Source organism: Campylobacter sp. RM16704 (assembly GCF_000816245.1).
Classification (GTDB): domain Bacteria; phylum Campylobacterota; class Campylobacteria; order Campylobacterales; family Campylobacteraceae; genus Campylobacter_D.
The window spans coordinates 1,498,819-1,511,346 of the sequence record NZ_CP007769.1; the positions used below are offsets into that span (position 1 = coordinate 1,498,819).

General features: G+C 28.0%; 8 protein-coding genes. 3 read left to right on the plus strand and 5 right to left on the minus strand.

Annotated features, from left to right (window positions below; translation table 11 throughout):
• Nucleotides 1–122: 122 nt before the first annotated feature.
• From CAQ16704_RS07625 to CAQ16704_RS07635, 3 genes are read right to left on the minus strand one after another with little or no spacing between them, the layout of a single operon-like run.
• Complete coding sequence (locus tag CAQ16704_RS07625; RefSeq protein WP_052245041.1) at nt 123–1,103, minus strand: ABC transporter ATP-binding protein; 981 nt, start codon at nt 1,101–1,103, stop codon at nt 123–125.
• Nucleotides 1,091–2,686 (minus strand): ABC transporter permease, encoded by a 1,596-nt coding sequence (locus CAQ16704_RS07630; RefSeq protein ID WP_052245042.1) that lies wholly within the window; start codon nt 2,684–2,686, stop codon nt 1,091–1,093. Before CAQ16704_RS07630 ends, CAQ16704_RS07625 begins: the two co-directional genes overlap by 13 nt.
• Nucleotides 2,687–2,704: 18 nt before the next feature.
• Entirely contained in the window at nt 2,705–3,709 is a 1,005-nt protein-coding gene (locus tag CAQ16704_RS07635) for a Fe(3+) ABC transporter substrate-binding protein (RefSeq protein WP_039667610.1), read from the minus strand.
• A gap of 176 nt (nt 3,710–3,885) precedes the next feature.
• Here CAQ16704_RS07635 and cgb point away from each other — a divergent pair, with 176 nt between their 5' ends.
• Nucleotides 3,886–4,314 carry a single-domain globin Cgb gene (gene cgb, locus CAQ16704_RS07640; protein ID WP_039667611.1) on the plus strand — a complete coding sequence of 143 codons (429 nt, stop codon included), beginning with the start codon at nt 3,886–3,888 and terminating at the stop codon, nt 4,312–4,314.
• Between the two features lie 23 nt (nt 4,315–4,337).
• On the opposite strand, the gene CAQ16704_RS07645 is transcribed toward cgb, so the two are convergent.
• Nucleotides 4,338–4,811, minus strand: a complete 474-nt coding sequence (locus tag CAQ16704_RS07645; RefSeq protein ID WP_039667612.1) for a GlcG/HbpS family heme-binding protein — start codon at nt 4,809–4,811, stop codon at nt 4,338–4,340.
• Nucleotides 4,812–4,820: 9 nt separating this feature from the next.
• Nucleotides 4,821–6,449 carry a multidrug ABC transporter permease/ATP-binding protein gene (locus CAQ16704_RS07650; RefSeq protein WP_039667613.1) on the minus strand — a complete coding sequence of 543 codons (1,629 nt, stop codon included), beginning with the start codon at nt 6,447–6,449 and terminating at the stop codon, nt 4,821–4,823.
• Nucleotides 6,450–6,711: 262 nt separating this feature from the next.
• Here CAQ16704_RS07650 and CAQ16704_RS07655 point away from each other — a divergent pair, with 262 nt between their 5' ends.
• Nucleotides 6,712–9,315 (plus strand): hypothetical protein, encoded by a 2,604-nt coding sequence (locus tag CAQ16704_RS07655; protein ID WP_052244977.1) that lies wholly within the window; start codon nt 6,712–6,714, stop codon nt 9,313–9,315.
• A gap of 19 nt (nt 9,316–9,334) precedes the next feature.
• Entirely contained in the window at nt 9,335–12,526 is a 3,192-nt protein-coding gene (locus tag CAQ16704_RS07660) for a two-partner secretion domain-containing protein (protein WP_039667614.1), read from the plus strand.
• Nucleotides 12,527–12,528: the final 2 nt, after the last annotated feature.

Sequence of the window (12,528 nt, forward strand, 5' to 3'; positions counted from 1 at the left end):
TAAAACCGCATTTAATGATATTGAAAATTTTCCAAAAGACATAAAAGCAGTAATAAAAATTTAAATCCTTTATTTTCTAAATTTTCCTATAAAATTATAAATATCTTCAAATAATTAACAATTTAAAAGTCTTTTATACCATTTAACTCAAGATAAATTTTATCGTTTTTACTAAGCTCTTTATCGTGGTAAATGCTAAAAATATGTCCTTCCAAACTCACACTTAACTCATAAAAATCTCCATAAAACACGCATTCTAAAACGCTAGCTTTTAAAGGAGTTTGTGAAGTTGAAATTTGTATATCATTAGGGCGGAAAATGCCATTTTTATTTTGCAAATATGCTTTAAATTTATCATCTAAAATTGTCTTTGGATCTATAAAAAATGCTTCTCCTAAAAAGCAAGCACTATCTATATTTTTAGGCTTATAAAAAAGCTCTTTGGCACTTCCATAGTCTAAAATTTTCCCATCCTTAATCAAAGCAATATTATCAGATAAATAAAAAGCATCATCTTTATCATGTGTGACAAAAATAGCACTTAATTTATGTTCTTTTAAAATACTCTTAATCTCTTTACGCATTTTCACGCTTAAAGTATGGTTTAAATTAGAAAAAGGTTCATCAAAAAGTATGATTTTTGGTCTTGTGATTATAGTTCTTGCTAGTGCAACTCTTTGGGCTTGCCCTCCGCTTAACTCATTAGGATAACGACATAAAAGCTCATTTAAATTTAAAATATCCAAAAGCTCTTTAAGTCTTTGATTTTGTTCATTTTTACTTAAATGCGAAATCCCAAAACAAATGTTTTCTTTTACATTTAAATGAGGAAACAAAGCATAATCTTGAAACAAAACCCCAACATCTCTTTTTTGAGGTGGTAAATACAATTTTTTTGAAGCAACTAGTTTATCTTGTATATAAATTTCTCCATCACTAATCTCAAAAAAACCAGCAATACACCCAAGCAAAGAACTTTTTCCACAACCACTCTCGCCTAAAATACTTAAAATCTCTCCTTCGTTTAAACTAAACGAAATACCCTTTAACACTTCTACATCTGAAAAAGATTTATATAAATTTTCTACTTTTAACACTTGCATGAATTTTCCTTATGGGTGCTTTTTTCTTGTAAATGATGCATTAAATATGTAGGAATAATACCAAATATAACTATAATCAAAGATGGTAAAGATACATTATAAATTAATTCTGTTTCGCTATACGCAAAAACCAAAGATGAAAGCGTTTGAAAGCCTGATGGTGAAAGTATAGTTGAGATAGGTAATTCTTTTAAAATATCTACACAAATTATCACTACGGCCAAGGCCAAATAATGTTTCATTAAAGGAAAATGAATTTGGGTAAAAATTCTAAATGGACTACTTTTTAATGTTAAATTTGCATAGTCTATATTTTTTGAAATTCGTTCATACCCAGATTGTGTAGCAAAAATTCCAGAAGCTAAAAATCTCACAAAATATCCAAAAAATAATACTAAAAATCCACCTCCAACTGCATATTCAAAAGATAAAAAATCAAAAATAAAATTTAACACACCCAAAATTACTAAAATCCCCACAGCTACAACAGCTCCAGGCAAAGAATACCCCAAAGTTGTAAGCCAAAGGATAAATTTGGAAGTTTTTGTATCGTTTAAACGCACTACAAAACACAGATAAAATGCTACTATTACTATAACAAAAGAACTTACTAAAGCCACGCTAAGACTATAAAATGCCGGTGTTAAGGTATTATATAAATTTTGCATAAAATCAAAACAAGCCCAATAAGCAAGCCAAACAATAGGTACTATAAAAGCTAAAAATGCCACTAAAAAACACCACAAAAATGCCAAAAATGCTTTAAAACCTTTTAACTTATCTTTTGGAGTAGCTATGAAAACATTTTGAGTAAAAGTTTTTCTTCCTCTTTGAATTTTTTCTAAAAGCATTAAAAATGCGATAAAAACAAGTAAAGCCACACTTAAAGCTACAGCACTAACTTCATCACCACCACTTCCCCAAGTTCTAAAAATTCCCGCACTAAAAGTATCTACACCAAAATACGCCACCAAACCATAATCACTTAAAACTTCCATAGCCACTAAAAATAAAGCACCTACTATACCCACACGGCAAAATGGCAAAATAACTTTAAAAAATGTTTTTAAATTTGAAGCTTTGAGTGTTTTTGCACTTAAAATAATATTTCCAAGTCCATAAGCAAAAGTATTTTTAGCAAAAAAATACACATAAGGATAAAGTGCAAAAGATAAAATCACAATCACACCATATGCATTCATAATATCTATACGCTTTTCAACGCCTAAGAAAGTAGGAATTAAACCTTTAAATTCAAACAAATCAATCCAAACAAAACCCATTACATAAGAAGGTATAGCCAAAGGAAGTATCAAAAACCATTCAAAAAATTTGGAACCAAAAAATTTATAAAAGGCGATTAAATAAGCACTTACTAAACCTATAATCAAACAAAGCACTAAAGTACCAAATAATATAAATGCACTGCCAAAAATATAACGCGGTAAGACATTTTTACTTAAATGCTTTAAAGTAGTAAGATCTATAAAAGGCAAGTGTAAGACTACAGCAAGTATAGGTAGTATAATCAAACTACAGAAAAAAAAGGTGGCAAAAGACCACCTTAAACTTAAAAATCTCAAACTATATTTTTCCTTGAATTATTTCCATTTAACTTCATCAAAAATCATCAAAGCTTCTTTAGCATTACCCCAGTAAGCTTCAAAATTTGGTTTTTCTATTTTAAATTCGCCCCAAGATTGTAAAATTTTAGCAGGTTTTACCTCTTTATTTACCGGATACTCATAATTTTGGTTAGTTAAAATTTCTTGTGCTTCTTTTGAAAGCATAAATTCTATGAATTTAATTGCAGCTTCTTTGTTTTTAGAAGTTTTTAAAACACCTATACCACTTACATTGATATGAGTTCCCCTGTCTTCTTGATTTGGAAAAATCACTTTTACCGAATTAGCTGCTTCTATATCTTGTGGATTTTTAGAATTTGCTAAATGTCCTAAATAGTAGCTATTTGATATAGCCACATCACCTTCTTTAGCATAAATTGCACGAATTTGATCACGATCTCCGCCTTTTGGAGTTCTAGCAAGATTTTCAGCTATACCCTTAGCCCATGCTTTTGCTTTTTCTTTACCTAAAGTATCTATCATAGCACCCAATAAAGAGATGTTATAAACATTATTCGAACTTCTTACTAAAACTTTACCTTTAAATTTAGGATCTGCTAAATCCTCATAAGTTTTAATTTCTCCGTCTTTAATTCTATCTTTTGAAGCAATGATAATCCTAGCTCTAGTTGTAAAAGCATACCATTCGTTATTTTTACCTCTTAGCTCTTTTGGAGAAAGCTTTTCTAATTCAGGTGAGCTAACCGAGACAAAAAGATTATTAGTGCGAACTTGCTCTAAATTTCCAGCATCTGCAGTCATAAATAAATCCGCTTTTGAATTCTTACCTTCAACTTCTAACCTTTTTGCAAGCTCATTAGCTTTAGCTTGAACTACATTTATGCTAATGCCAGTTTTCTCTTGAAATAATTTGAAAATTCCCTTATCAGAATCATAATGACGATGAGAATAAATCGTAAGCTCTTGAGCACTTAAACTCATAGCAGTTAGTAATGATAATAAAACCACTTTTGCTTTCATTTGTAATTTTCCTTTTATTTATTTTGAAATTGATAAGGATTATTATATTAATAATTGTCTTTATACTTGCTTAAAATGATAAGTATAATCATTTAAGATAATTTAACATTAATCAAGATATTTTTTCTCCTTTTTATATATAATTTTTTGGAGTTTTCATTGTAAAAGGAGAAAAAATGACTCAAGAACAAATTCAAATCATCAAAGATTGCGTGCCTATTTTGCAAAAAAATGGTGAAGTTTTAACTAAAGAGTTTTATAAAATAATGTTTGAAGAATATCCTGAGGTAAAACCTATGTTTAATATGAAAAAACAAGCTTCAGGCGAACAACCAAAGGCTTTAGCTATGGCTATTTTAATGGCAGCTAAAAATGTAGAAAATTTAGAAAATATGAGATCTTTTGTAGATAAAGTTGCTATCACTCATACAAAATTAAATGTCAAAGAAGAACACTACCCTATAGTTGGTGCTTGTCTTTTAAAAGCTATCAAAGTAGTGTTAAATGCAAATGAGGCTACACTAAAAGCTTGGGAAGAAGCTTATAAGGCTATCGCACAATTTTATATAGATATTGAAAAAGAAATTTATGCAAAAGCTAAGTGACAATAGGCTTTGATTTTCAAAGCCTATTTTAAAAACAAAAGTCCTGCTTTAGCTATTTTTACATCCTCATCTAAGTGTGCTCCACCCACACCTATACCACCAACAACAACACCATCTATAAAAATCGGCACCCCACCAGGCATAATAGAAAAATTATCATCTAAATAACGAATATCCTCAGGTATTTTACCCTCTTTTACACCTTTAAAAATAATCGCTGTTTCTCTTTTTTGCGAAGTGGCTGTGTAAGCTTTTTTATAACTAGCATTAATCGTATGTACACCTGCTTTTTCATCTCTTAACACAGCTAAAATTTGACCGGATTTATCCACTATGGTTATGCTTACATGAAAACCATTTTTTCTTGCTTCTTTTTTAGCCAAATCCAAAATCCCTTCAGCCATTTGCGTAGTCAAAATAGGCTCTTTCACAAGCTCAAAAGATTTTGCCATCAAACTTACTCCTAAAAATAAACATAAAAATATAATTTTTTTCATTTTTTTCCTTTAAAATTTTTCAACCACATTTTTAGCTAATTCTTTTATATCGCCTTTTAATTCACAAATTTCACCATTTTGTGCAAGTAAAATTCTATCAGCTATATCAAAATACACATCATCATGGGTAATTGCAAATATAGTAATACCTTTTTGCTTTAAAAGTGGTAAAAGCTTAGTATAAAAAAATTTTCTAAACATAGGATCTTGATCAGCTGCCCACTCATCTAAGATTAAAATATCTCTTTTTTCAAGTAAAGCATTAAGCATAGCAAGACGCTTTTTTTGTCCTGCTGAAAGTTTTATGGTGCTAAAAGTATTTCCTACAAGTTCTACTTTTTCGCTTAATTCTAAAAGCTCAAGCCAATAAGCTAAGTCCTTTTTGCTAAATTTATCATCTTCTAAAACATGCTCAAACAAATGAAAATCACTAAAAATAGCACTAATTAAGCTTCTATACTCATAAATATTTTCTGCTGTAATTTTTTCATCATCTAAAAAAATCTCCCCTTTAAAATCCGTAAAAAGCCCTGCTAAAATCATAGAAAAAGTAGATTTTCCACTACCATTTTTTCCTATTAAAAATACACATTCACCTTTTTCAAGCTCAAAATTTACAGGTTTTAGAGCAAATTTTTCATTATATGCAAAAGACACATCTTTAAAGCAGAGTTTTTGCCAAGCTTTTTTGTTTTGATTAAACTTAAATTCATGAGTATAGTTTTCTAAGTTTAAATTTGAAATTTTATCTAAAGCTATTTTTGCCATTAAAAGCGTAGGAAAACTTCCTATCATAGTAGCCAATGGTGCTCTTAAAAAAAGCACACTTAAAGCAATGGTTGTAGCATTTTGCAAACTTGCAAGTTCGTATCTTAATGCAAGAAAAAATTCAACTCCTACTAAAGCTAGCATAGCACTATTGCTCCAATTGTTTGACAAAATATGCAAGATATTTCCCATAGTAGAACTTTTTTTCTTTTTTAGAGCATTTTTTTCAAATTCATTTTCATAGTAATGCTTTGCCCTTAAAGGATTAAGTATTAATTCCTTATGACCTTGTAAAATATTTTGATAGTTTTTTTGTAAAGCATCATCATTTTCCCTAGCATTTTTAAAATAAAAATACACCTTACCCATTAAAAAATTATCCACTATAAAAACACAAATTATCCATACCACACATAAAAAGAAAATTTCTAACGAAAGATAAGCTATATAAGCACTTACGCAAACAATCAAAACACTTGATTGTATAAATTCAGGAAGTCTTAAAAGCCCAAAAGAAATACTACGCACATCATTATTTAAAGAGGCTAAAATCTTTGCTTTTGTGGTATTTAAAATGCTTAAAACACTAGTATCTAAAATTTGTTTTACAACTCTTCTTTGCATTTTAAAAATAAAACTTTGCCCAAAAGCACTTAAAACAATCTCCACGCAAGAAGAACTAGCAAAAAACAAAAACAATAAAAGCACAAAATAAACAATAACACTAGAATTTTCAAGACTAGACTTTAGTAAAAACTCGTTGATAAAAACTAAAGTTAAAACCCCTAATATACTTGTCAATATACTAAAAATCAAAAAAACTATAATTTTAAATTTATTTTCTTTAAATAAAACCAACAAAAAAGCCACAAAACACCTTTCAAATTTAAACGGCTTAGATTTATAAATATTATAACTAATTTTCAAATCCTTATTTATTAGTCATTATATTTACTCCATAAAAGCGATATTAATTCACTATCAATCATTCCTAAGCTTAAATTTATAAACATAATATTAACATTTCCTAATATAAACTATTAATTAGTTATTATTATTAATACTATTAATAATTTATATAATTACAAACATAAACACACAACAATAAATATTTTTTGAAAGGACTTTTTCAATGAATACAAATTTATCTAAAAAATACTCTATGGGGGGGGGGAACGATAGTTTTCGTTTTAGCCTAACTTCTTTACATTATAAAAAATCCAATCTTTTAAAACTTTCTTTATTAACCATTCTTTCAATCAATTCTTTATATGCAGCTACCCAAGCAAATTATGATAAAACTTTAAATGCTTATGTAATTAAAAAACATAGTTTTAATAATGAAAGTGTATATGATTATACTAATAATACTTATAAATTTTTAAATGGTATAAATTATTATGGTCAAATGGCTACTAATAAAAACCTTTCTAATATTACTTTAATTTATGATAATCCTAAATCTGCAAAAAACAATAATATAAGTGATATGATATTAAAACAAGAAATCCTTACTCCAAGTATTAAAGAAGATATATTTGTAGTTAATGGCTTTCATGGAGCATATTCTATTAATGATATTATTAGTCAAGTAAGCTATATACCTTTTTTAGTTTCTGCTTATGTATTTAATGCTAAAGCTAATAATAATACTTTAATGTTAAAAACAGGAGAGCTTTCTTCAGTATATTATTTAAAACCTAGCAATAAAGATATAATGAATCCTAAAGCTAGTGGATATGATAATAAATATAATTTCTTAATCACTCCAGCTATAGCTAGAAAGGGTGAAGCTAATAATAATACTTTAATTTACTCCAAAGATACCTATGTTAATATGGGTGTTGAAAACACCTATACTCTTCCTTTAAATGGTGCTCCTTATGTAGTAGGTGCTTTTGGTATTGATGCTAATGTAAATTATAATAGTGTTATACTCAATAAAGGAGCAAAACTAGACTTTCATGCTACCCCCTATAAGCAAAACATCTTAGGTGATAATGTATTTGATGAGAGAATGACTCATATAGTAGGTGCTATGACTTATAATGGGAATGCTAAAAATAATAAAGTTGTATTAGATGGAGCTACTTTAATTATCCATGGACCAAGTGGATCTTATTCAACATCAGCTGCTACTCATTTAGCAGGAGCCTTTGTAGATGTAAATAATAACCAAAACTATGAAGTAAGTAATAATAATGTATTCATTAATGATTTAAAACTAGATTTAAGAGTAGATACTAAAAATACTCCATTAGCTTATAATGCTGTATTAAATGGAGAAGTTTATGGTGGTAAGATAGTTCAAGGTAGCTCTAATAAAAATACTATAGAGATTAAAGACTTACAAACCTTACTTGCTCTTAATACCAATGTAGAAGTAAAAGCACTCTTAGACTTTTATGCAGGTATTACTAAAAATGGTTATGCTAATGATAATAGCATTAATGTTCATCTTAAAAAACCTTTTGAAATTAATGCTAATTTTACAGGTAAGAATGAATTTAATTTTTATGGTGGAGTAGCTACTAAAGGTGCTAATAGAAATAGTATTAATATAAAAGGAGATTTAACTCAAGAAAGTGTAGTAGAAAACTACCAAGATAAAATTCAAATCACAGCAGCTACTACAGCTAGTGGTAAAGCAAATAATAATAAAATTACTCTAAGCTCTTCTAATATCTCTATGCCTTTATATTTATATGGAGTAGCTAAAACTACTTTAGACAATAAAGACTATTATGCAAATAGTGCTAATGCTAATAGTATAACTTTAGATAATGTAAAATCAGGTAGAAATCTAACTACTATTATAGAAGCTGATAATTTAGAAAAAAATACTATACATTATAATTTAGTCCAATCTTTATCTAATGCTTCAAGTATAGATAAAGGCTCTAAAATCATTTTAAGAGCTAATGAAAATGCAAATGAAAATATTTTTAATATAAAAGATTATTCTAGTGCAGCTCATGATAATGTATATATTATTAGAGCTTATAACGAAAGTGCTAATAATAAAATCATTTTTACAAATATTGCACTAGGAACAGCTTCTGATACAAGAGAAGGAGATATATTAATTAGTGCTGGTATTGCTAAAAATACTCATGATAATTATACTCATATAACTAATTTAAATATAGATGAGTATAAAAACAATTCTACTATTTTTATAACTGCTTCTGGTATATATAATCAAGATGATAAAAGTTATAATAATAGCTTATACTTAAGTGGAACTACTAATATTTATAAAAATACTAATATAGATGTATTAGCAGGTAGCTTTTTAAGAGAAAAAACCAATGATAATACTTATATCTCAAAAGCACTTACTCATAAAAGTGGAACTAATAATCATCTTTATTTAAATACTAATATTAATGCTAAATTAGTAAATTACTTTGATCATTATAGCTTTATACTAAAAGATAATACTAAAAATTATTTAAATACTAAAGAAGCTATTTATCTAAGTGAAAAAACTTCTATTAATGTTTATACCAATAATACTTTAAAAAATAAAAGTTTTATTCTAATGCAAAGTGAAAAAGGCTTTGTAGATGAAAACAATAAACACTTAGATAAAAAAGATTTACAAAAACTATTAAATCAAATACATAAAAATCAAAAAGCCTTAGATAAAAACATTAAAGAAAAGGTTCAAAGAGCTACTTATACTTTAAGTATTAGTGATGATGCTAAAAGTATCATAGTAAATTTAAATTAAAACTACAAAAGGAGCAAATATGAAAACAACAAAACTAACTCATCATATTATACTTTCAGGTATAACAGTATCTTTACTTTTTTCTCCACTAATGGCTTTACCTAGTGGAGGTAAATTTACTCATGGAACAACAGGAACTATAAACATTAATGGTAATACTATGAATATTAATGGTCATAAAGTTAGTTCTGTCATTCAATGGGGTGGTGGATTTAGTATTAATCAAGGTGAGAGTGTAAATTTTGGAGGAAGCAATAAAAACTATCTAAACATTGCTCATGGAACAAGTAAATCTACTATAGCTGGTTTATTAAATGCTAATGGTAATAATGTATTTTTAATCAATCCTAATGGAGTAATCATTACTAAAACAGGAACTATCAATGCTAATCGCTTTGTGGCTTCTACTTCATCTATGGATAATACAACTATGCAAAACTTTGCTAATATGAATAATTTCAATGATGGTTTAAGCTTTTCACCTGTATTTAAACCTAATAAATTAGGTAATGTGGTTAATATGGGTAATATTAATGCTAATAAAGTATTGCTTATAGGCAATAAAGTAGATATACAAGGTGGTAAGCTAGGTAATGCTAATTCTACTACACATTTAGTAGGAAATAATGTATATATAGATGCAGATAGTGCTAATTTAAATTCAACTATAAATGTAACAGCTACACAAAATGGTTACATACAAAGACAAATGAATAAATTTGCTAATGATAATTATAATTTTGGAAATAACACCAATATACAAAATACAAACTACACAGAAACTAACGGACAAACTCATAATGGAAGTAATAACTTCAAAAAAGTCCTAACTATAGGCAATATGGAAAATGAAAAAGCCAATGCTACAGAATGGTTTTACTTTGCTAAAGGGTGGAATGAAAACAGAGGCGATACACAAAGTGTTGATGAGTTTAGATTAGTAGGGAATGTGGATTTTAGTGGTAACAAAGGACAAGGAGTAGAAGGTAGAGACTGGCAAAACTATGCTAATTATTGTTTAAGTGCAGGTAATTGTACTAATATGATAGTAGGATTTAGCGACAAAACTATATTTACAAAAACCTTTGATGGACAAGGTTATACTTTAAAAAATATTAATATAGATATAACTAAATTAAGTGATGAGCTTAGATATATTGGATTATTTGGTGCTGTGCGAGATACTATTAAAAATATTAATGTAGATTATATGGGCGGTGGGATAAAGACTGATATTAAGCATTTTTATATTGGTGGTTTTGCTGGCTATACTGACTACGGAACTTTAACAAATATTTCTTTAAAAAATATAGGTAGTATTAATGGTGGTCATTATACTGGTGGCTTTATTGGTGGTACTCATTATAAAGGAAATTTATCTAATATTTCTTTAGATAATATAGGAGATATTAGTAGTAAAAATGGTAGTGCCGGTGGTTTTGCTGGTAGTGCTGGTGGAACCTATAGTAATATTTCTTTAAATAATATAGGGAATATTAGTAGTTATAGTAAAGCTGGTGGTTTTGCTGGTCATGTTGAAAGAGGAATTTTTACTGATATTTCTTTAAATCATATAGGAAATATTACTAGCAAAAACAATGGAACTGGTAGTTATGTTGGTGGTTTTGCTGGTTATGTTAATGCTTGGTATGATGATGGTTTAGAAGCCAATATTTTTACAAATATTTCTTTAAATAATATAGGAGATATGAGTAGTCGTGCTAGTAATTACACTCGTTCTGGTGGTTTTGCTGGCTGGATTAGAATAGGGACTTTTTCTAATATTTCTTTAAATAATATAGGCAATATTTATAGTGGTAGTGATAATAGTGCTACTGGAGGTTTTGCTGGTCAGATTGGTAGAGGAAATTTTACTAATATTTCTATAAATGACTTAGGAAAGATTACTGGTGATCCAAGATGGCCTTTTGGTGGTTTTGTTGGTGATATTGATTATGGAACTTTCAAAAATATCTACATATATTTTAATCCAAATATGAGTATAGGTGAATATTCAAAATTAGCAGGCTTATTCTTTGGATATGGAATTAGTGGAAATGGTCATGTTAGCTTTGACAATGTCCATATCTACCATAAATATGGAGAATTAGCTAATGCAAATAAAGATCAAAAACACTGGAATGATTTTAACCAAAACGGCTATAAGCAAGATAAAATAAACATTCATACTTATACAGATGAAACTCAAGAGAGTTTTTATCAAGACTTTTTATCTAAAGCAAACACTATAGAAAAACCTAATATAACACCACCATCTAAACCAACAAATCCAACTGATTCAGAAGTTATCTTAGGTAGTGATGATTTATATTCTGATATTATTATGGAATGGATTATCAATGAAATAAGAAATGAAAAATATACTATAAGTATTGAAAAGCTAGTTGGCTTGATTAATGTTTTTAAGGGATTAAGCAAAAATTCTAGCGAGGATGAGATTAAAGCTATTGTAAAAACACATTTAGATATAAAAGATGATGATAAAGCTTTAAGTATGGCTCAAGGTATTAGCTTTTTACTAAACTATAAAGAACACAATTTTGATAAAAGATTAAATAATGAAGCCTTAGTTACTTATAATGGTATTATTAGACCTAATGTTAGCAATACTTTAGAGATAATCTCATACTTAGATAAAAATAAAAATGAACTCCAAAAACAATATGATGATTATCTACAAATTAAAGATAATTTTAACAAAGCTTATCAAGCTTATAAAAATGCAGAAGCTGAATTTAATAAATTATTAGATTTAGTCAATAAAGGCGAATTAAAATACAATGATCCTAAATTCACTCAAGCTTTTGATAATTGGACTAAGGCTTATAATGATTACAATGCTTTGTCAAATGATATTACTAAGCTTAATGATAATGTTTTAAATATTGCTAGTGCTATTACAGATAAAGATAATGGTTTAGGTTATACAAATTTTAGTTTTGCTAAATTTGATGATATTACTAAGATTGATTTGATTAAACCAGAACTTCCTGATATAGATAATTCTCAAGGTGGAGATTTGCCTGTATTCGAACAAACAGCCTCACTTAATCTAATAGGTGATAATGCTTTAGAAGATGATGATGAAAAAGAAGAAGTAGAAGAAGCTTCTATGAAACAAAAATCAATAACTTGCATAGTAAGTGATAATTATAAAACTATGAATCCTTGTGTAGTAGGGGGAATGTAACT

Bases quoted from the DNA above. Each gene is read 5' to 3' on its own strand.
- CAQ16704_RS07625 (WP_052245041.1), bottom strand. From the start codon at position 1,103: ATGCAAGTGTTAAAAGTAGAAAATTTATATAAATCTTTTTCAGATGTA.
- CAQ16704_RS07635 (WP_039667610.1), bottom strand. From the start codon at position 3,709: ATGAAAGCAAAAGTGGTTTTATTATCATTACTAACTGCTATGAGTTTA.
- cgb (WP_039667611.1), top strand. From the start codon at position 3,886: ATGACTCAAGAACAAATTCAAATCATCAAAGATTGCGTGCCTATTTTG.
- CAQ16704_RS07645 (WP_039667612.1), bottom strand. From the start codon at position 4,811: ATGAAAAAAATTATATTTTTATGTTTATTTTTAGGAGTAAGTTTGATG.
- CAQ16704_RS07655 (WP_052244977.1), top strand. From the start codon at position 6,712: ATGAATACAAATTTATCTAAAAAATACTCTATGGGGGGGGGGAACGAT.
- CAQ16704_RS07660 (WP_039667614.1), top strand. From the start codon at position 9,335: ATGAAAACAACAAAACTAACTCATCATATTATACTTTCAGGTATAACA.